At 51.5% G+C, this 21446-nt stretch carries 18 protein-coding genes; 5 read left to right on the top strand and 13 right to left on the bottom strand.

The window, feature by feature from the left end; genetic code table 11:
* Positions 1-77: 77 nt before the first annotated feature.
* From VGN67_RS13050 to ilvD, 9 genes are all read right to left on the bottom strand, one after another.
* The gene (locus tag VGN67_RS13050) at positions 78-926 is read right to left on the bottom strand and encodes a helix-turn-helix transcriptional regulator (protein WP_327487284.1); all 849 of its coding nucleotides are present in this window, start codon (positions 924-926) and stop codon (positions 78-80) included.
* An 11-nt stretch (positions 927-937) separates the two neighbouring features.
* Complete coding sequence (ilvA, locus tag VGN67_RS13045; protein WP_327487283.1) at positions 938-2206, bottom strand: threonine ammonia-lyase IlvA; 1269 nt, start codon at positions 2204-2206, stop codon at positions 938-940.
* A gap of 99 nt (positions 2207-2305) precedes the next feature.
* On the bottom strand, positions 2306-3352 hold the full coding sequence (ilvC, locus tag VGN67_RS13040; protein WP_327487282.1) for a ketol-acid reductoisomerase: 1047 nt from the start codon (positions 3350-3352) through the stop codon (positions 2306-2308).
* A gap of 54 nt (positions 3353-3406) precedes the next feature.
* A complete protein-coding gene (locus VGN67_RS13035) occupies positions 3407-5035 on the bottom strand; it encodes a hypothetical protein (protein WP_327487280.1) in 1629 nt (542 codons plus the stop codon).
* Position 5036: 1 nt separating this feature from the next.
* Positions 5037-5765, bottom strand: a complete 729-nt coding sequence (locus tag VGN67_RS13030; protein ID WP_327487279.1) for a class I SAM-dependent methyltransferase — start codon at positions 5763-5765, stop codon at positions 5037-5039.
* Between the two features lie 52 nt (positions 5766-5817).
* On the bottom strand, positions 5818-7578 hold the full coding sequence (locus VGN67_RS13025; protein WP_327487278.1) for a hypothetical protein: 1761 nt from the start codon (positions 7576-7578) through the stop codon (positions 5818-5820).
* 54 nt (positions 7579-7632) lie between these two features.
* Entirely contained in the window at positions 7633-8166 is a 534-nt protein-coding gene (gene ilvN, locus VGN67_RS13020; RefSeq protein WP_327487277.1) for an acetolactate synthase small subunit, read from the bottom strand.
* Positions 8167-8242: 76 nt separating this feature from the next.
* On the bottom strand, positions 8243-10003 hold the full coding sequence (gene ilvB / locus VGN67_RS13015; protein WP_414717311.1) for a biosynthetic-type acetolactate synthase large subunit: 1761 nt from the start codon (positions 10001-10003) through the stop codon (positions 8243-8245).
* Positions 10004-10042: 39 nt separating this feature from the next.
* Positions 10043-11728 carry a dihydroxy-acid dehydratase gene (gene ilvD / locus VGN67_RS13010; protein WP_327487276.1) on the bottom strand — a complete coding sequence of 562 codons (1686 nt, stop codon included), beginning with the start codon at positions 11726-11728 and terminating at the stop codon, positions 10043-10045.
* A 342-nt stretch (positions 11729-12070) separates the two neighbouring features.
* Here ilvD and murQ point away from each other — a divergent pair, with 342 nt between their 5' ends.
* Both murQ and VGN67_RS13000 read left to right on the top strand, forming a co-directional pair.
* Positions 12071-12874 carry an N-acetylmuramic acid 6-phosphate etherase gene (murQ, locus tag VGN67_RS13005; RefSeq protein ID WP_327487499.1) on the top strand — a complete coding sequence of 268 codons (804 nt, stop codon included), beginning with the start codon at positions 12071-12073 and terminating at the stop codon, positions 12872-12874.
* 213 nt (positions 12875-13087) lie between these two features.
* Positions 13088-14104: a quinone oxidoreductase family protein gene (locus VGN67_RS13000; protein ID WP_327487275.1), complete on the top strand. Its 1017-nt coding sequence runs from the start codon at positions 13088-13090 to the stop codon at positions 14102-14104.
* A 102-nt stretch (positions 14105-14206) separates the two neighbouring features.
* Here the strand turns inward: VGN67_RS13000 and VGN67_RS12995 are convergent, their stop codons facing one another.
* Genes VGN67_RS12995 through VGN67_RS12985 form a run of 3 tightly spaced genes read right to left on the bottom strand, consistent with a single transcriptional unit; the run spans position 14207 to position 16293 of the window.
* Entirely contained in the window at positions 14207-14509 is a 303-nt protein-coding gene (locus tag VGN67_RS12995; protein WP_327487274.1) for a Dabb family protein, read from the bottom strand.
* A 51-nt stretch (positions 14510-14560) separates the two neighbouring features.
* The gene (locus VGN67_RS12990; protein ID WP_327487273.1) at positions 14561-15262 is read right to left on the bottom strand and encodes an SGNH/GDSL hydrolase family protein; all 702 of its coding nucleotides are present in this window, start codon (positions 15260-15262) and stop codon (positions 14561-14563) included.
* The gene (locus VGN67_RS12985; RefSeq protein ID WP_327487272.1) at positions 15259-16293 is read right to left on the bottom strand and encodes a sensor histidine kinase; all 1035 of its coding nucleotides are present in this window, start codon (positions 16291-16293) and stop codon (positions 15259-15261) included. The genes VGN67_RS12990 and VGN67_RS12985 overlap by 4 nt, the downstream gene beginning before the upstream one ends.
* A gap of 254 nt (positions 16294-16547) precedes the next feature.
* Here VGN67_RS12985 and VGN67_RS12980 point away from each other — a divergent pair, with 254 nt between their 5' ends.
* The gene (locus VGN67_RS12980; protein WP_327487271.1) at positions 16548-17930 is read left to right on the top strand and encodes an SGNH/GDSL hydrolase family protein; all 1383 of its coding nucleotides are present in this window, start codon (positions 16548-16550) and stop codon (positions 17928-17930) included.
* 112 nt (positions 17931-18042) lie between these two features.
* Here the strand turns inward: VGN67_RS12980 and VGN67_RS12975 are convergent, their stop codons facing one another.
* The gene (locus VGN67_RS12975) at positions 18043-19317 is read right to left on the bottom strand and encodes a Glu/Leu/Phe/Val dehydrogenase (protein WP_327487498.1); all 1275 of its coding nucleotides are present in this window, start codon (positions 19315-19317) and stop codon (positions 18043-18045) included.
* 361 nt (positions 19318-19678) lie between these two features.
* Here VGN67_RS12975 and VGN67_RS12970 point away from each other — a divergent pair, with 361 nt between their 5' ends.
* Both VGN67_RS12970 and VGN67_RS12965 read left to right on the top strand, forming a co-directional pair.
* Positions 19679-20062: a TraR/DksA family transcriptional regulator gene (locus VGN67_RS12970; protein ID WP_327487270.1), complete on the top strand. Its 384-nt coding sequence runs from the start codon at positions 19679-19681 to the stop codon at positions 20060-20062.
* A 277-nt stretch (positions 20063-20339) separates the two neighbouring features.
* A complete protein-coding gene (locus VGN67_RS12965) occupies positions 20340-21443 on the top strand; it encodes a VCBS repeat-containing protein (RefSeq protein ID WP_327487269.1) in 1104 nt (367 codons plus the stop codon).
* Positions 21444-21446: the final 3 nt, after the last annotated feature.

The following is a 21446-nucleotide window of genomic DNA, read 5'->3' as shown; positions in this document are numbered from 1 at the left end:
ACTTAATCCACTACAAAGTACCACAGAATAATGCAATTAGTGATAACGCAAAACGCTCAAAAAATAACGATTTTGGGTCAGTGACTTCGCTTGGGCGTAAATCCGTATTTCTCCTTGTAGGACTTAATGAAGTGAGAAACGCTTTCGTAACCAATTTCGGTACTGATTTCAGAAACGTTTTTGGAAGTATTGCGGAGCAGGAAGTCGGCGTGTTCGAGGCGACGATTTTTAATCCAGAAGGCGGGGGAAACCCGAAACTCTTCCTGAAAGTCACGCTTGAAGGCCGATAAGCTGCGGCCCGACAGGCGGGCTAACTCGTCCAGCGTCAAGGGCTTGAGGTAGTAGCTGTTCATCAGGAAGCTCAGGTCGGCTTTTTGACCTTTGTAAAGACTGTACAGAATAGCCTGCAGCTTTCCGGACTGGTCAATCTCCAGCAGATGCAGGAGCAGTTCCTGAAATTTGAGACGCAGAAAGTGGTTTTTTAGAATAGTCTGCGTGCGGAAGTAGGGGAATACCGAATTGACAAACTGGGAAAAAGTATCCGTCGAATTGAGCAGCAAGATCGGCGAACGCAGCGGCGAAGTACCTTCTTCGGCTTCAAACAGCTCCGAATGCAGCCCTACAAATTCTTTCAGCAGCTTCTCATCAAAGAAAAATACCAGACTCTTGTACGACTCATTAATAGACTCCGACATCAGATAAAAGCCCCGCTGCACAAACAGGATGTTGCCTTTCTCAACGTGTACTTCCTGGGAAGGATTAATGAATTTCTTCTCTCCCTCAAGTACTACTATTACCGCGTGCTCTTCAAAAAATACCTCGTAACGGGAGGGGTACACCTCGTTGCGGTAGGCCACAAAGGTCATGTCCTGAATCTTCAGCGATTCAAACTCCTGGGTACTTATGTCGGAAGGTACGCGTAGCAAGGGGGAGTTAGTTACACTAGAAACTGAAACATATTGGGCTGGTCGTTGAGGTACTCGTACACAACGCGGCTGGCGTCCATCCGTTGGATGAGTGGCTCGAAGTCCTCGCGGTTTTTTAACTCTATCCCCACCAGGGCCGGGCCTTGTTCGCGGTTGGTTTTCTTAACGTACTCAAAGCGGGTAATGTCGTCGTTGGGGCCCAGTACATCCAAAAAGTCCCGGAAGGCGCCGGAGCGTTGCGGAAAGCGGATAATAAAGTAGTGCTTCAGTCCCTCGTACAGCAGCGACCGCTCTTTTATTTCCTCCGTACGGGTAATGTCATTGTTGCCCCCGCCAATGAGCGCCACCACATTCTTCCCTTTTATTTCGTCCCGAAGCTGGTCCAGTACCGCTATGCTCAGCGCACCGGCCGGCTCGGCCACAATGGCTTCTTCGTTGTAGAGTTGCAGAATGGTAGAGCACACTTTGCCCTCGGGTACCAGCAGGATACGGTCGAGGTTTTGCTTACAAATCTCAAAAGTAATATCACCGGCCCGGCGCACGGCGGCACCGTCCACAAATTTGTCAATCGTTTCGAGGGTCAGTACGTGTCCTTCTGCCAGGGCCCGGTGCATGGTAGGCGAGCCCTGCGGCTCTACGCCAATGAGGCGGGTTTTGGGCGAAAGCTGTTTGAACACCGTTGACACGCCCGCCGCCAGTCCGCCGCCGCCGATGGCCATCAGCAGGTAGTCTATTTTAAAGTCCGCATCCTTAAATATTTCCAGGCCTACGGTACCCTGTCCTTCCATCACCTGTACGTCGTCGAAGGGGTGGACAAAGGTAGCTTCGTTGGTGGTCTGGTACTCCATAGCCGCGTGGAAGGCGTCGTCGTAGGTGTCGCCCACCAGGTGAATATCGACCCATTCCTTTCCAAAAAAATGGACTTGCTTCACCTTTTGGGCCGGGGTAGTAGTAGGCATAAATATGGCCCCCTTTACACCCAGTTTCCGGCAGGCATAGGCCACACCCTGGGCGTGGTTACCCGCGCTCGCGCACACTACCCCGTTGGCCAGAGTTTCCTGCGACAGCCCCGCCATTTTGTTATAGGCCCCCCTGATTTTGTACGAACGTACTATCTGTAAGTCTTCCCGCTTCAGGTATATATTGGCACCGTACTGCTCCGAAAGGTGCAGGTTATGCATCAGAGGCGTGTGGCTGACAATATTTCGCAGCCGCTCCGCCGCCAGAAATATATTGTCCAGGGTGGGGTAGGTAGTACTAGGTTCGACGGGTGGCTTCATGAAGTGTAAGTTAAAAAAGAGACCTTACGGAATTCCGTAAGGTCTTACAAATTTACATAAAGCAGACAGGTTTTCCGAACCCGGACACTTTACGATATATTAGCTGCGCTCAGGACGGAGGCCGCGTACGGTAGTACCGGCCTGCCACATTTCTGATTCGCGCAGTTCGCGTAGTTCTTCTTCGAGTTTCTCGCGGTAGTCGGCCTGGGAGTTGCGGGTAATGGAGATACGCGCCTGCTCACCGGATTTTACCGAGTTATAGAGTTGTTCAAATACGGGCCTGGTAGCGTCGCGGAAAGGCTTCCACCAGTCCAGGGCACCGCGCTGGGCGGTAGTTGAGCAGTTGGCGTACATCCAGTCCATACCGTTTTCGGCTACGAGGGGCATCAGCGACTGCGTCAGCTCCTCGACGGTTTCGTTGAAAGCCTCGGAAGGTGAGTGGCCGTTGGAGCGCAGTACTTCGTACTGAGCCGCAAAGATTCCCTGTATGGCCCCCATCAAAGTACCCCGCTCACCGGTCAGGTCAGAGGTTACTTCGCGGTAAAAATCAGTTTCGAACAGGTATCCTGAACCTACCCCGATCCCCATGGCAATACACTTCTCACGGGCCTGGCCGGTAGCGTCCTGGAAAATAGCAAACGAAGAGTTAAGACCTTTGCCTTCTACAAACAAACGACGCAGCGAAGTACCTGAGCCCTTGGGAGCAACCAGGAATACATCTACATCGGCCGGAGGGATAATCCCCGTCTGGTCTTTGTAGGTTACACCAAAGCCGTGTGAGAAGTACAGGGCCTTACCGGCAGTCAGGTGTTTCTTTACGGTAGGCCACAGCTCGATTTGGGCGGCGTCCGACAGCAGGTAGCAGATAATGGTACCTTTCTCAAGCGCTTCTTCAATGTCAAAAAGGGTTTCGCCGGGTACCCAGCCGTCAGCTACAGCTTTGTCCCACGACTTACCTCCTTTACGCTGTCCAACAATTACGTTAAAGCCATTGTCACGCATATTGAGGCTCTGGCCGGGGCCCTGTACCCCGTAGCCGATTACGGCAATGGTTTCGCTGCCAAGTACTTCGCGGGCCTTTTCGAGGGGGAATTCTTCGCGGGTTACTACTTCTTCTTCAACTCCGCCAAAATTTAACTTTGCCATTTTTGATTGGGTAATTTAATTGGTTAAAATAGATAAGGAAAGTTTTTAGTAAGACTACTTAATTTTTTGACGATGAGCGTAAATACGGCGCTTATCGGTTTCTTTGACCAACGAAAATCCTGCTTGCCCCGGATCCGAAAGGAAGGACTTGTATGAGGGGTCATCTTTGAAATACGCGTGCATGGGAGCATTGATAATTACCGCATTAATATCGTTGTCCCGGATAAAGCCCAGGAAGTTGTCAGGCCGCTCGTTATCGTAGAAGTAAAAAGTCCAGTCCTGATCCACATACCGGCTGTAAGTAATAGGCTCGCCCCCAAACAGGTTTATCTTTCCCTCTAAGTTCAGGCTCTGGAGTTCGTACATAAAATCACGCTTGGGCGTGGGTTCGTCCTGAGCGTTGGCCCGCAGGCGGGGCACCAGGAATATTGTCAGGAACAGCAGGTTCAGGGCCGGTGCCAGGTACCGGTGGCGCAGCAAGTCCAGTGACGGGAGTGACACCTTCCGGAAAGCCAGGTTACTCAGCAGCACCCCCACCAGCGGGATGTATAGCAGGTAGAAATGGTACAGGAAGTAGTGCGGCCGGGGGTACATGGTGGTGGTGGTGAGAATAGAGGGCACCAGCGTCAGGAACAGGATCACCCCAAATTCTTTGTATCGCTTGGCCGTTTCCCACAGGTTGGAGGCATAGCGCCGGTAGTCAATAAGGGCCAGGAACAGCAGCCCCAGCAGCGGAAACAGGTACCGTTTATAAGGAATCGGGAACAGGTCCACCATCATCTGCACATACTCGGCCGCATAGCGAAACGAATCCGTCACCAGCTTGACAATGTTGGTCTGCACGTGCCGTACCACCAGGTCCGGACGGGTTTCTACCGCATCCCGGATCGACACCAGGCGGTGCCCGAATATCTGCTCGTTGATTTCGTTGAAGTGCATCCAGGGCGACAGGTTGATCTGGCCGGGGTACCATTCGAGGTAGTTGATGGCCATGTACACCTTAAAAGTCCAGAAGCTACGGTCGTTTTTACGGATAGGAGTCCCCAGAAGTACCCCCGATACTAGTACTACAGTGAACAAAGTAGCAAAACGCCGGTAGGTTTTTCGCTTGTACGACAGGTACAGGAGCCAGAGAATGATAAGTCCGCAGGCCACGTACATTTCGGGCCGGATGTAGGAGGCCAGCCATACCGTAAAACCAGCGATGGTGAGTTGCTTGATGAGGTTGCCGGCGGCAAAATTGGAAATAGCCAGACCTGCGCCCAGGAAAAGTACTGTAAAGTGGGTCAGCTTGGGCAGCAGGGGGAAATTCAGCCCCGAGAACATAAACAGCAGGGTTAGCCACACACTCACCCATACGTTTACACGCAGGCTGCGCATCAGGGCGTACAGCGCCAGGCAGGGCAGCGAGACCATCGCTACGTAGTTGATGTAGTAGGTCTGGATGGGGTCCTGGGTAATCATCTGAATGCCCAGTTGCCACAGGCAGTACAGTACGGCATCGTCGGGGCCACGGTACTTGCCTTTGAGGTAGTCCATGGCAAAGCCCCAGTAGAGGTCGTCATCGTCGGAAATAACATCCAGACGATCCATTAAATTAAAATTCAGTACAATCAGGCCCAGCAATACGATGGCCAATCCAATCAGGTCCTGCCGGGGAATCCTTTTCAATCGTTCAATCATTCTATTGCGCTTTGATATAGTACTGGGCGCCTATGGGCAGCCAGTCCAGGTATTTTTCGTAGGGAATAAATGAGGACAAAGGCTTCGGGAAAAATACAATATAGTGCCTGGTCTGGCTTTTAAAACCCGCCTTCCGGATATTCTCGCTCATGTTCCGGGCGGGGATCATCTTGCAACCCTGGTCAAACTCACAGGTGTCAAAGGCCGCCTTGGTGAGCGGATTAAAAGGGTTATGCTCAAATATATACAGGTAGCCGTTGGGACTCAGCAGCGTGCGCAGATGTGCCAGGATAGGCAGGCGCAGGTCGTTGGGAATGTGGTGAAAAACATTAGCCGCAAAAATTATATCAAAGGGCTGGTCATACGTCAGCTCCGTTACATCGTTGAAATGCTGGTAGGTTACATGCGGTACGTTTCTATTCCGCTCCATGGCCCGATCCAGCGAGGACTTGGATACATCGACCGATACCGTCCGGGCTCCGGGCAGGTACTTGTGAATGAACTGCTCGCTTTTACCGATACCGCACCCAAAATTCAGAAAACGGATTTCGTCGCCTGCAAAAGGTTTTTTAAGGAAGTCAGCCGCCAGGGTTTTGATCTTATGTTCGTCGAAATAGCTGGGAGGAAAACCGGAGGCTTTGATATTATCTTTAACCAAAAGCTCATAGTTATCTGCGTAATCATCAAAATCTGGTAACTTCTCCGGTTCTTCTGAGAATTTTGGTTGCATATTAGGTTATTGTGTGGTTTATATATCTGGTAGATGAAATGCTAAACAGGGGTCAGGAGTCGGCAGATTTGCGGACAAAAACCCGGGTTTTGCCGTCTATGTCTGCTTTAAGCTCATAGTGCTCCTTGACGTAATTATAAACGACCGGATAATTTTCCAGTCCGAACTCCCCGCGACCGTCAGCACCAAACGTTAACGCCGAATATCCCTGGAATGTTTCTACTACAACTTTGGGTTTATTTCTCTTTAAATCCTCAACGTAACGCTCCAGATAGTACGACTGTAGCTTAATGGGACTCATGTGGTAGTGGGTATGGCCGTCGCGGGTACCCTGTAGCAATCCGGTATCTACAAAAAGCGGCGTGTTCCAGCCCCAGGTAGCCATTTTTTCGTTGGGCCGGGCGTACCTGGAAATGATTTTGGCTTCCTTGGAACGAATATCGTACTTGGTACCTATAAACGAAGTAGTACCAACGTTGTGCTGTACCGACTGAATAGTCGAGAACCAGACCGTGATAATCAGGAATATGGGTACTACGACTCTGCCCATAAAAGCACGGACCTGACCGGAACCCTCCGAACCAAGCTGAACCAGCTGGTAAACGCAGGCGGCGGCGGTAGCGCACATCCAGGCTACGGGGACCAGCAGCATGTTCTGGTAGTGGTAGAAGAACGTCAGGGGCTTTACGGTGCAGAAGAAAGCCACCGCCAGCATCAGGGCGGCAAACGCAAGCTCCCGGCTCAGGTACCTGCCCAGCGCGAAGCGTTGGGTAAGGAGCATTACTACCCCCAGCAGAAAGCTGAGCAGACCCGTCAGCATCCAGAACGAATACTCGGGCTGGGAGGTGAGGTAGTCCAGCATCTTGCTGATAATCATACCGAAGGAGTAGGTATTACTATAAGCACCCTCCACACCTCCGTAAAACAGGTTATTCAGAATGTAGGAATTAATAAAGTCTTCCCAGAGTCCGTTCAGGGTCAGGTACAGGGCTACCAGCAGCGAGGGAGACAGTCCGCCCACCACAAACGCGGCTGCTGGGCGCAGCTGACCTTGGGTACTCCAGATCTTCCACAGGTACCCTACCGCTATAATCATACCCAGCGGAATGGCCTGCGGTTTGGAGTAGGCAAACATACCGACCACAAAGCCGGCTCCCCAGTAAAACAGGGTGGAATAGCGACCGGTGAAATCTTTACTGTACAGATAAAAGCTGAGAGCCGTCAGAAACAGAATGGCAAATTCCCCGTTGTAGGCGTTTAGATTCTGCGCGATGGCCATGATACTGGCTAGGGGTATGACTACTATATCGGCTATACGTATACCGTAGCTGTTTCGTACGGCCAGGTAGAGAAACAGCAACGCGGGCAAAATGTACAGGGTGATGGCAAACAGCCGTACGGCCGTGTAGCTTAGGGTACCTCCCAACAGCGGGATCAGGCTTAGGGGAATAATGCTCAGCGGACCACTGGTGGTACCATCTACCGATAGCCAGAAGTAGGGGTCGGTATAAAAGGTGGCGGCCCCCACGAGCCAGTCCGACTCGTCCACGTCAAGATGAGCATAGGTAAGTACCGGCAAACGCAACAGGCAAACGCCCAGCAGCAGGGAGCCCAGGAAGAGGACATCGCTGCGTAGCCAGGAAGCACCGGATGTTTTTTGACGGAAATAGAGCAGGAGTAACCAAAGCGCATTAAAGGCCACAGCCACAGCGATCCACTTTCTTCCTCCCCGCAGGTAGCCCAATTGCTGCAGCCAATCAGCTATCTGAGTGGCCCACGAACTATCCATATCAATGATAGCTTGCACTAACATTCTTCAGAGAACTGGTTGATAAGAGCGGCTAAAATTAGAGTGCTTTTCACGGCTTTACAAATATGACTCCCATTCGGCTTCGGGTAGGTACTCCACCAGGCTTTGCGGCGACTTGCTCACGGCCACCCGGCCCGAACGCACAAACTCCAGAATATTATGCGGCTTGATGTAGTTGAAAAAATCGAAGATTTCTTCCTCGGTTCCGGTTTTTTCGATCACTACGTAGTCAAGGTGCCAGTATACTACCCAGGCTTTATAAACCTTATTAACTGTTTCGATGTCCAAAGGTTTGGCACCGGCTGGAGTCGCTATTTTAAAAAGGGCTATTTCGTTGTAGGCAATCTCCTCATTGAGGTACCCGAACACCGCCAGTACCTCGACTACTTTCCGGATCTGCCTAACCAGCTTTTCGACGGTCTCGCGGGAGTCGTGGCGAATAACGATGGTAAAGCGGGAAACGCCTTTTCGTTCTGTTTCAGATACAGTTAGACTTTCAATATTAATACGCCGACGGGTAAACAAAATGGTGATTTTGTTCAGTAGCCCAATGGTATTTTCGGTAAAGACACAAATGGTGTATGTGGTCATGGCCCCTAACCCCAGCGGGGAATTTTAGTAGTTGTCCTAAGTAAAAAAATAATACTACGCTCGTCTGAGAAAAAGCTTACTCCAGCCGGATATCGGCTACACAGGCCCCGGAAGGTACCATAGGAAATACGTTTTCTTCTTTTTCCACGATTACCTCCAGCAGGTAAGGCTTGTCCGACTGCAGCAGCTGGTCGAGTGAGTCGCTCAGGTCGGCGCGTTGCGAGCAGGTATGTCCGGCCACCCCAAAACCTTTGGCAATGGTAATGAAATCAGGGTTCTGCAGCTCTACGAATGAATAACGTTTCGCATAGAACAGCTGCTGCCACTGACGTACCATTCCCAGGTAGTTGTTATTAAGAATAATGGCCTTAACAGGTAGCCCGTTCTGGGCAATGGTACCTAGCTCCTGGATGGTCATCTGGAAACAGCCGTCGCCAATAATGGCTACTACTTCCCGGTCGGGGGTACCTACCTTGGCTCCAAATGCGGCCGGCAGGGCGTAGCCCATAGTACCCAGCCCCCCCGAGGTAATGAATGAATTTTTCCGGTTAAACTGATAGTAGCGGGCGGCTATCATCTGGTGCTGTCCTACGTCAGCCACGATCACGGCTTCGCCTTTCGTCTTATTGGACAACATCCTGACTACTTCCGCCATCTTTATTTTCTCGGTAGTAGGTGCCAGCTCGCGTTGGGTGATTTTTTCGTCTTCCAGCGCTTCGTACTTCCTGAACTCGTTCCGCCATACGCTGTGGTCGTTGGGCTGAATGAGGGGCAGAAGCATCTGAAGGGCCTGTTTGGCGTCACCCACTACGGGGGCTTCGGCTTTTACTACCTTATCAATCTCCGCCGGATCTATTTCTATATGAATAATCTTGGCTTGCTTGGCGTAGCGGCTTACATCGCCGGTAACGCGGTCGTCGAAGCGCAGCCCTACGCCAATCATAACGTCGCATTGGTTGGTAAGTACGTTGGTACCGTAGTTGCCGTGCATACCCAGCCAGCCCGCGTAGAGCGGGTGGTCTACGGGTACGGAGGAAAGCCCCAGCAGGGTGGAAGCGCAGGGAATGCCTGCTTTTTCTACCAGTTCCATCAGTTCTTTTTCGGCACCGGCAATTTTTACGCCGTGTCCGAACAGCAGGAAGGGGCGCTTGGCTTCATTAATCAGCCTGGCCGCTTTCTCAACCTGCTCCCGCTTGGGGATCAGACGGGGGTGGTAGCTTATCAGTTTTTCGCAGCAGGAATAATTAAATGCCTTCGTCATCATTTCCTGCTGGGCATTTTTGGTAATATCAATCAGTACCGGACCCGGACGACCCGACCTGGCAATATAAAATGCTTTGGCCAGGATTTCGGGTACCTCGTCGGCGGAGGTAATCTGGTAGTTCCATTTGGTAATGGGCATGGTCACACCTATCACATCGGTTTCCTGAAACGCATCGGTACCTAGTAGCTGCTTGGCTACCTGCCCCACTACGCAAACCATGGGCGTAGAGTCAATAATGGCATCGGCAATGGCCGTTACCAGGTTGGTAGCCCCCGGACCGGACGTTACCAGACACACGCCGACCCGGCCCGAGCTACGGGCAAAGCCTTCGGCAGCGTGGCCCGCGCCTTGCTCATGGCGCACCAGAATATGATTTACCTGGTCCTGATAATCATAAATAGCATCGTACACGGGCATGATAGCGCCTCCGGGATACCCAAAAATAGTATCCACTCCCTCCGCAATCAGCGACCGGATGAGCGCATGGGAACCGTTCATCAGCTCCGGTACTTCTATCTGCGCCAGTTGTTCCTGCGTCTCAGCGGTTACGGCTTGATTTTCTTTATATTCCATGACCTTGGCTGTTTTTGGTTTGCTTGATTTTTAGACTCCTTACACTTCATCCGTTACGCAGCCTTCGTTGGCGGGCTTTACATTGCGGATATACTTGCCGAGCATTCCTTTGGTAAATTGAGGAGCGGGCTGTACCCAGGTGGCTTTACGGGCGGCCATTTCTTCGGCTGTTATGTGCAAAGTAAGCTCGCGGGTATTAGCATCAATGGTAATGAAGTCACCGTCTTTTACCAGCGCAATCGGGCCTCCGTCGAAGGCTTCGGGGGTAATATGCCCTACGACAAAGCCGTGGGTACCACCCGAAAAACGTCCGTCGGTGATGAGGGCGATTTTATCGCCCAGGCCAGCGCCCATTACCGCGGAGGTAGGTTTCAGCATTTCTGACATGCCCGGTCCGCCCTTGGGACCCGCGTTACGGATTACCACTACCTGCCCGGCCTTTATTTCTCCTTTGGCCAGGGCATCAATGATTTCGGATTCATGCTCGCAGATTTTGGCCTCTCCCTCAAAACGCAACCCTTCTTTACCCGTTATCTTGGCTACCGCCCCGGCGGGAGCGAGATTACCGTATAGTACCTGTATATGCCCCGAGGCTTTAATAGCCTTGGAGATGGGGAATATGATCTTCTGTTTTTCAAAGTCCAGATCAGGCGCTTCGGCCAGGTTTTTGGCGACGGTCTTGCCCGTGATGGTCATACAGTCACCGTGGATCAGCCCTTCGCCGTGCAGGTACTTCATGACCGCGGGTACACCGCCAATCTCAAGAATATCCTCCATATAGTACTTGCCGCTGGGCTTCAGGTCAGCAATAAAAGGCGTACGGTTGCTGATGGTCTGAATGTCGTCCAGCATAAGCGGTATCCCCGCCGACCGGGCAATGGCCAGGTAGTGCAGGGCCGCGTTGGTAGAGCCTCCCAGCGCCATTACTACGGTCAATGCGTTCTCAAGGGACTTCCGGGTGATAATTTCTTTGGGGGTCAGGTTCAGCTCGAGGAGCTTCTTCATGGCTGCCCCTATTTTCTTACATTCTTCCTGCTTGCCTTCGTGCGTAGCCGGATAGCTGCTGCTGAACGGGAGGCTCAGGCCCATCGCCTCAATGGAGGAAGCCATGGTATTAGCCGTATACATACCGCCGCAGGCACCCTGTCCCGGTATGGAATTCTGAATAACTCCCTTGTAGTCTTCGTCGGAGATGGTACCGGCAAACTTCTTACCCAGTGCCTCAAAAGCCGAAACGATGTCGAGTTTCTGTCCTTTGTAATGCCCCGAACGAATGGTACCCCCGTAGACCATAATAGCCGGACGGTCCAGACGAGCCATGGCCATGACAGCCCCGGGCATGTTCTTATCACAACCTACCACCGCAATCACTCCGTCGTACCACTGGGCGGCCACTACGGTTTCAATGGAGTCGGCAATAATTTCGCGGCTGGGCAGCGAGTACCGCATGCCGTCGTTGCCGTTGGTCATCCCATCGGACACCCCCACGGTATTGAATATCAAGCCTATCATGTCGGTGGCCTGGATGCCCTGCTTTACATACACCGAAAGCCCGTTCAGGTGCATGTTACACGGATTCCCCTCGTAGCCGGTACTGGCTATGCCGATCTGGGGTTTGGACATATCTTCTTCTTTCAGGCCAATTCCGTAAAGCATGGCCTGAGCGGCCGGATTGGTTACTTCCTGGGTAAGCGTACGGGAGAATTTGTTTAGTTCCTGGGCCATAAAGTTGGTTTAATAAAAAAGCGCTTCACTCAGCGAGGTGTGAGTGAAGCGCTCTGGCTAAGCAATGCCTTCCACTCACACCCTAACGGGCGCTGACGAGTAGAACGACAAGGGGAATAGCCAAATACATAGAATAGTTACGGAAAATTTTCTGGCAGCGAAATTACGCTAAATGCGCAAATGCAATACAAAGAAGAACGCTATCTTTCTTTTTTCCAAATTTTCTAAATAGTATTTTATGATTTATATAGCTAAAAACTACTATATCGCATTTTCGGGCAATTCGTAACTTGAAAAGTTATATTTTTGAAGTCCATACATTTATCGTTTTTCTTAGCTATGATGACAACCGAATCCACTTCCCGCTACGACAATCTGGAACAGATGAGCGTACGTGACTTACTTATAAATATCAACCGGGAAGATCAAACCGTGCCGCTGGCGGTAGAGAAAGCGATACCGCAGCTGGAGGCGCTGGTGGAGCAGGTGGCCGGGCGGATGAGCCGGGGCGGGCGGCTGTTTTACATAGGCGCCGGTACCAGCGGGCGGCTGGGGGTGGTGGATGCTTCGGAGTGCCCGCCTACCTACGGTGTTCCGTTTGACCTGGTCATCGGCATTATGGCCGGAGGAGATAAAGCCATCCGGAAAGCGGTAGAAAACGCCGAAGACGATCCCGAACAAGCCTGGAAGGACCTGCAGGAGTACCATATCAACGAGCTGGATTCACTGGTAGGCATAGCGGCATCGGGCCGGACGCCCTACGTAATAGGTGGTTTGAAAGCTGCCCGTGGGGCGGGTGTGCTGACGGGTTGTATCGTGTGCAACGAAGGCTCGGCCGTGGCCGCCGCCGCTGAGTACCCCGTGGAAGTAGTAGTGGGGCCGGAGTTTGTGACGGGTAGTACCCGCATGAAGGCCGGCACCGCCCAAAAGCTGGTCCTGAATATGCTCTCTACGTCGGTGATGATCCGGCTGGGGCGGGTCAAAGGAAATAAAATGGTTGATATGCAGATGACCAACCACAAGCTGGTGCTGCGGGCAATCCGGATGGTGCGGGAGGAACTGGGCGTGTCGGACGAAGAGGCCAAAGCGTTGCTGGACGCGAATGGTAGCGTACGGGCCGCCATCGAAGCCGGACGCACTGCCTGAGCCCGGACCTTTTCGGGTAGTGTGAACAGTGGTCAGGGGAAGTAGTTATATATAGTAAACTAAGTAGCTATCAGAAATTAGCTTTTAGTGGTTAGTTCTCTAAGTTGCTGTATAAGAACGGATTGTAAATAATTCTAATGCAAAGTAATTTTGCGTAAGTACTTATTATTTAATAATTAATCTTTCTTTTTCACCCCTAATTCGCGTACACTTATGAAAGCAGCGGTACTCCAGACACTCCACCAGCCCCTTGTTTATACGGAGGTACCTACCCCCCAGGCCGGCGCGGGCGAAGTAGTTGTACAGGTTAAGGCGGCCGCCTTAAACCACCGCGATGTCTGGATTCAGAAGGGCCTGTACCCGGGTATCAAAACGCCCCTGATCCTGGGGTCCGACGGGGCGGGGGTAGTAACGACGCTGGGAGAAGGCGTAAGCGAGTACTGGCTGGGAAAGGAAGTAATAATTAATCCATCGCACAACTGGGGCGACAATCCGGCTTACTACGGCAGCGACTATAAAATACTGGGCCTGCCCGACGACGGTACCTTTGCCGACTATATAAAGATAGAAGCCAGGTACCTTACGCCTAAGCCCAAGCACCTGTCGTTTGAGCAGGCCGCGGCCCTGCCCTTAGCCGGACTCACCGCCTGGCGGGCTCTTATTACCCGCGTCCAGCTAAAAGAAGGAGACCGGGTGCTGGTAACGGGAGCGGGAGGGGGCGTAGCGCTCATCGCGGTTCAACTGGCGCTGGCGCTGGGGGCCGAGGTGTGGGTCACTTCCGGCTCGGACGAAAAGATCCAGAAAGCCCTGGCCATGGGAGCCCGCGGTGGGGTTAACTACCGCAATCCGACCTGGTACCGCGACCTGCTCGTTAAGGCCCACGCTCCCAAAAGCGGCTATTTCGACGTGATTATTGATAGTGCCGGCGGAGCGGGCTTCGCCCGGCTGATTGACGTAGCGGCTCCGGGCGGGCGCATCTGCTCTTACGGAGGTACTACCGGCAATATCACCGACGTGGTACCGGCCAAGGTATTCTTCAAGCAGCTCAATATTTACGGAAGTACCATGGGTACCGAGCAGGAGTTCGCGGACATGACGCTTTTTGTGGAAGAGAAAAAGATAGTACCGGTAGTAGATAGTACCTTTCCGCTGAGCCGGGCCGAAAGCGCCCTGCGGCACATGGACTTCGGGCAGCAGTTTGGAAAAATAGTGTTGTCGACGGAAGAATAGCCGGTAAGCGGGAGGAGTTATAAACTATTTAAAGAGTTATCCACACTACCTGTGTGGATAACTCTTTTTTTTGTGGCTAACTGTGGGGCGATAGCATAGTTGTCAAGAATTTACGGCATCATATACCTGCACCCGCTCCCAAAGGTGCGCGCAGTTTTCAACAAACTTCAGGTGGGTAGGATGCACCTGGTAGGTATCGTGAGCAGCCTTATCCGTAAAAACAAACGTAATGGAAAAGTCGTAGCTGTGGTCAATTACGGGACGACGGGTGTCGGCGGGGCTGCCGACGTAGGCCGCATGAATAGCATCGATACTTTCGAGGGTACGTATCCCGGCCCGCAGATCCTGCCGCGCCTGTTCGTTTTCTTTTTCTTTCAGCCAAAAAAACACAGTATGTACAAACATAGGTAGTTGGGTAAGTGTATGAGTAATAAAAAATAGAAGAGCGGATTTAGATTAGTTTTTACTTATAATCTCCTTCACCACGGGCAGGGCTTTTTCCGCCCACAGCCGGTGCATTTTGCCGGAATAGTGTAAGCCGTCGGAAGCAACCAAAGTGGGGTCGTTCAGGGCAGTACGCGAAATGGGGGTAATGTCCACGTACCGGATACCGGCTTTCTCGGTTTCTTCTTTGGCTACGGCATTGAAGGCGTCAATCTCGCGGGCTATCTGCTCGCGGTTCCGGGTGGCGGCAAAGGGCGTTACGCCCCAGTCGGGTATGGACAGCACAAACACCCGGTCGGCCCGGCCCCCGGCAAATGTAACGCTGGTCCGCAGCAGTTCCCGAAACTCGGTGCGATAGCGCTCCAGGCTCTGTCCCCGGTACTGGTTATTGACCCCAATCAGCAGCGACACCAGGTCGTAGGTATTAGTATTATTGGCCTGCCGGATTGCCTCCGACAACTCGGCGGTAGTCCAGCCGGTGCGGGCAATAATATCGGGTGACTTTACCGGTATACCTTCTTTCCGCAGCAGGTCCGCCAGAATCACCGACCAGCGGTCGCTGGCCGGGACGCTCTCCCCAATGGTGTAGGAGTCGCCCAGGGAAAGAAAACGGGCACCTTCTTCGGTGGGGTCAGGAGGAGCCATAGTATCGGTGTCAGAAGCGCAGGCCTGGCATACAAGTAGCAGCCCGACCAGCAAAGGAAGTATTTTCATTCGGCTTTTTCGAGTTTAAAGGTAAAAGTAGTGCCTTTGTCAAGCTTGCTCATGACGGCAATCTTAGAACCGTGGCCATTGAGAATATGTTTGACAATGGCCAGCCCCAGCCCCGTACCGCCCCGCTCCTTGGACCGGCTTTTATCTACCCTATAGAAACGCTCAAATATGCGGGTCAGGTGCTCGGGCGGAATACCAGGGCCATTATCACGCACCGATATACCAAAGTGTTTCTTTTCCTCGTCGAAGTGTATAATTACTTTCCCTCCCTCGGTGTTGTACTTGATGGCGTTCTCGATCAGGTTGGTCATTACCTGTTCAATGCGCTGCGGGTCCGCCCGGACCCCCACTTCGGTCAGGTTATCGGGTTTTACTTTCAAGACTACTTTCCGGTCGTGGGCGATTTTTTCAAGGCGGTCGCACACATCTTCCGTAATCAGCCGCAGGTTTACCGATTCCATGTTCATCCGGATAGCCCCCGTCTCCATTTGGGAGAGCGTCACCAGGTCTTTGACCAGGGCATCGAGGCCGTCGAGGCTCCTGGCCGCTTTTTTGAGGAAGCGGTCCCTGACCTTATCGTCGTCGATGGCCCCGTCCAGAAGCGTATGTATAAAACCCTGGGCGGCAAAAATGGGCGTTTTCAATTCGTGCGAAACATCGGCCAGAAACTCCCGCCTGAACAGCTCCAGTTTCCGTAGTTCTTCGATCTCTTTTTGCTTTTTTGCTACGTACACGAATATCTCGTCGTTGAGTCGTTTGAGCGGATTATTCTCCCGGATCAGGGACTTACGCGAAATACTGAAGTCCTTTAATTTGAGTTTGTGAATAGTGCGATACATCTTGTTTACCTCGCGGTATACGATGATTTCGATGGTATACAGCACCAGAAAGAAAGATGTCATAAAGCTGGACACACACACCACAAACAGCATACTGGACGTTACTCCTCCAACGAAGGTAAGAAAAGAGGTAGTGATTGCGGAAATGAGAAATGCCAGCAGAAACGCAATAAAGCGGGGACTTAACGACATGATCAGGAAGAGGTTATGCTACCGGCTGTCATAGACTACCGATAAAGCAAAGGTAGAAAGAAGTTAGGAAAGCTGGCAGCGTTCCGGCAAAAGTAAGCAAGAGTAGATTGGTACCGGGGCATATTTTTTTAATAGTTTAATTTTACTGTACACACAAATCAGAGCAGGAATGTTTACTTAACTATCCTTGACTTAGGTAAATTTTTATACGGGCAGGAGTCCGGTCGTTCCTGTTGGTATTATACTAAGACTACATGGCAATGAAGAAAAAGCGGGCACTGCTATTCTATATAGGAATGTACATTCTTATCTATAGCATTTTTATACTATATGATTACATAAAAGAGCCTTTTGACGGTATTGTGGCTGGTTGGCGCTACCATCGTCTCATGGTAGTTCTGTTGTCAGTGGGTCTTCTGCTTCTGCTACTGGTTCGTGGATTCACCTCCCGTAACATCGCTAAACAAAATATAGCCCTTTCGGTGTCAACGCTGTTATTCCTGTTTGTGCTGCTGGAGGTAGTCAGTTGGGGAGTAATAAAGGCGGGTTGGTTCCCTACTACCCAGCCCAAGCACCATCTGCTCAACGACGCCCGCGACCTGAGATTTCCGCGCCGCCCGTTCTGGGGCGATTTTGATTCTGACATAGCTTTTTGGCGCTTACCCCAGGATACTATCACCGTAAAGGCCTGTCATGGTGAAAATGTATTTTATAAAACCAACGCCTACGGAGCCCGGGATCGGGAGAGAACCGAAAAGAGTACTACGGGCAAGCGGGTGGTGGTAATGGGGGACTCGTTTATGGAAGGATTTATGGTGGATACGCGGCAGCGGGCTTCTGACCGGCTGGAACAAAAAACCGGTCGGGAACACCTCAACTTTGGGATACTGGGTACGAGCCCTATTAACTATTACCTTACTTATAAGCATTTGGGCAGTAAGTTTGAGCACGATGCCGTAGTCATCGGGGTATTACCCGCCAATGATTTTGAAGATTATAATGAACGGGGCAAAGTCAGTCTGATTCAGACCCCGATTTATCGTCCTTACTGGAACCTGAAGGCAACGCCCTATCAGCTGAAGTACTCCCTGGACGATGTTAGTTTATCCGCCTACTCCCTCGAGCAGTACCGGAATCCCGGCAACATTCACCACACCATTGATCATGTCTTCGGAGAGTTGTCCCCGGTCAAAAAGGTACATGCTGTTTTTATGGATAACTCCTATACCTATCATCTTCTGAAAGGAGTTCGGATGCAGCAATTTATTAAACCTAAGAAGAATTATTCGCGGTATAACGAGCACTCGGAGGAAGAGTGGAAGGTGTTTGCTCATTCGCTGGAAAAGCTTTTTGAAGCCGCCGCCGGTAAGCGTGTGCTGCTGGTGATGTATCCAATTCTGAGCGATATTAAAGCCTACGATGCCACGAAAAAAAACCAGCTCAACGACAAGGTAAAAGCTTTGTGTGACCGCTACCAGGTTAGCTACATTGATTTACTACCGTACTTTCATGCGTACGAAGGCGATTGGCAGGACCTGTACGTGCCGTGCGACGGACACTGGTCGGAGCGGGGAGAAAAATACGTAAGCGAAATACTGTACAACCATCCGCTGTACCAAAAGCTTCTGGACGAGTAGCAGTGGGCGCCCTGGGTACAGGGATTAAAAAAACACCCGGTCAGGTAGGTACCTGGCCGGGTGTTAAAGTAGTACAACTACCAATAATCAGTTCCTGATTCAGAAATCAATATCAATAGCCGCCCCGGTACTTATAGGTACTGGCTACTTTGTCAATAGCCACAATGTAGGCCGCAATTCGCAGTGGTACCTGGTACTGCTGGGCCGTCTGATATACTTTATTAAATGAATCTTTCATGATACGGTCGGTGCGGCGGTTGATGCGCTCGAGGGTCCACTTGTAGCCGATGCGGTTTTGCACCCACTCAAAGTACGATACCGTTACGCCCCCGGCGTTGGCCAGAATATCAGGTACCACCATGATGCCTTTCTCGTTAATAATGTCGTCGGCCATGAATGAAGTGGGACCGTTGGCACCTTCTACGATCATTTTGGCCTGTATGCCCGACACATTGTGATGCGTAATAACATCCTCTTTGGCGGCGGGTACCAGTACATCTACCGGCAGGGTAAGAAGCTCATAAGCCGGTATCATCTCGGCCCCCTGAAATCCTTCCAGGGTACCATTGTTCCGGTCGCGGTAGGCTATAGCCGCCTCAATATCAATACCTCCTTCGTTGTAAAAAGCACCCGAAATATCGCTGATGCCCTGTATGCACACGCCCCGCTCCCGCAGCAGCGAGGCGGCGTGCGAACCTACATTACCGAAGCCCTGCACCGCTGCCGTAGCGCGGTAGGGGTTCAGGCGCAGTTTTTCCATACCCGCCAGCGCCGATACCATCACCCCCCGTCCGGTGGCCTCGGTACGTCCCAACGAGCCGCCCAGTACCAGTGGCTTACCCGTTACAACCGCCTGTACCGTCATTCCCTTCGATTTGGAGTATTCGTCCATGAGCCAGGCCATCTCGCGCGGACCGGTACCCATATCCGGGGCCGGAATATCCTGGTCGGGACCGAATACATCCAGCATGGCGGTGGTGTAGGCGCGCATGAGGCGTTCCATTTCGCCCGCCGACATTTGCCGCGGGTTACAGGCTATACCTCCTTTGGCTCCCCCGTAGGGAATGTCCACAACGGCGCACTTCCAGGTCATCCAGGCGGCCAACGCCCTTACTTCGTCCAGGTTAACCGCCGGGTCAAACCGGATACCGCCCTTACTGGGGCCCAGTATGGTAGAGTGAATAACCCGGTACCCTTCAAAGGTGCGGATCTCGCCGTTGTCCATCGTAACCGGCAGTCCGACTATTACTTGCTTGCGCGGTATTTTCAGAATGTGATACATCTCCTCAGATATTCCCAGAAGCTGTACGGCTTTGTCGAATCGCTGCATCATCGACGCCAGGGGATTCTCCTTGTCGGTTATAGGCGCCGGTTCTATATAGGTCATCATTATTTTTTAGTCTGTTGGTTTTTAATAAGTTATCTGAAGTGCTGAAATCGTTTGACACAAACATACATTATTTGAAACGACAAAAGCAAAGAACTATTTTTTCTTGAAATTGTATAATTTCATTGAGCAAATATTTTGTTTTAATATTTACTTAAAAATGCGAATAAAGCTGCCTGGAAAACTATTTTATCCAAATATTAAGTAGACTTTTTGAAATAATTTAAAATAGTAATTTTTTTATAATTTCTGTTTTGCCAAAGGGGCATGATTAAAGTATGAGTAATTCCTGTTAATTTTGCTGCCAGAAGTCCGCAGCATTATTAATTTTTGGTGAAATAACTTTCAAAACCCTACCGCTATGCAAGAAGAAAGGACCCGGTATTCGGAGGAAGAACTAAAAGAATTTGAAGATCTTATCCGAGGAAAGCTGGAAGGTACACGTAATGAATTAAACTACATTAAGGAGACCCTCAGCAAAAAGAATGATAGCGGTACAGACAATACAGCAGGTACTGCTAAGCTTCTGGAAGATGGTGCCGACGCCAGCGAACGCGAAAACCTGAGCCAGCTGGCGGCCCGCCTGCAAAAGTACGCCACGCAGTTGGAAAACGCGCTGGTCCGTATCAAGAATGGTACTTACGGCGTTTGTATTGACACCGGAAAGCTCATTCCCAAGGAGCGCTTGCGGGTGGTACCTCACACCCAGCAAACCATCGAAGCAAAACTCAAGCGTGTAAGCTAAGCTGGGATATTTCGGTACCGGCTGTTTTGCATAGTCTTTTTTTACCGGACAAGGATGCTTAGGAAGTATCCTTGTCTTTTTTGTTAAGTACCTGTTTCATCACTAGCTGGTAGTTTAGTTGGTGTAACAATACGGCCAAAGAACCATGCCACCTGTGGTACTGCCGGGCTTCGCGGGTAGCGCTCACTAGTGGTAGTTATGAGATTCATTGCAGTATTTTTGGGAAGGGTACCTGCTTTTAAAAGCAAAGCTGCTAACCCCATTCACTCCGTTCCTGATGCGCCACCTTCTCCTATTGGTATTCCTGCTGGCCTGTACGGCCTCTACGAAGCAAACTATCCCTCCGGTTACCTTCTCCCGCTACTTTGTGGCGGCCGAAAGCTACGAGTCCGTGGGTGTTTTTGATGTTAATAACGACGACACCCTGGATATTGTATCGGGCGACTTCTGGTACCAGGGGCCGCGGTACCGCCAGCGGTACCTGATCGAAAACCAGCCGCGCAAAGAAGAGTACTACGACGATTTCTCCACGATTCCGTTTGATGTCAACGGCGATGGCCGCACCGACTTTATCTCAGGCGGGTGGTTTGACGGGACCCTGCGCTGGATGGAAAACAAACCCAAAGGTACCTGGCCCCGGCACGAGCTGGCCAAGGTAGGCAACGTGGAATGTACCCGCGCCTGGGATGTGGATGGTGACGGTACCCCGGAAATTTGCCCTAACAATCCGGGGCATCCGCTCAAGTACCTCAAGCACCAGCCCGACGGTACCTTTAAGCAGGTACAGGTAGCTCCTACGCAGGGCCACGGCCTGGGCTTCGGCGATATCAACGGTGACGGCAAAGGCGACTTCATAGTTAGTAACGGCTGGCTGTCGGCTCCGGACTGGACGCTGCACAAGGAGTTCTCGCTGGGTACCGCCAGTGTACCTATTCTGGTAGTGGATGTAAACGGGGATACACAGAATGACCTGATTGTGGGGCAGGGACACGGCTACGGCCTGCACTGGTACGAGCAGAAGGCAGGTCCCAACGGACAGCGTACCTGGACGAAGCACATCATTGACGATAAAAATTCTCAGTACCACGCCATGGAATGGGTGGATATAACCGGCGACGGCCAGCCCGAACTGGTAACCGGCAAGCGCTACCGCGCCCACAACGGGAAAGACCCCGGCTCCGAAGACCCCGTAGGCTTGTACTACTTCACGCTTGACAAGGGGAAATTTACCAAACATATCATTTCCTACGGGCCAGCCGGCGAAGGGAAAGGTACCGGTATTTACTTCGCCGTGGTTGATCTCCGGAAAACGGGCCGTAAGGATATAGTAGTAGCCGGAAAAGACGGTCTAACGATTTTTTATAACCAGGGAACCCGGTAAAAA

This window comes from Telluribacter sp. (assembly GCF_035998675.1).
GTDB lineage: Bacteria > Bacteroidota > Bacteroidia > Cytophagales > Spirosomataceae > Telluribacter.
Note: the sequence above shows the minus strand (reverse complement) of the source record. Positions and strands in the feature narration are given on the sequence as shown.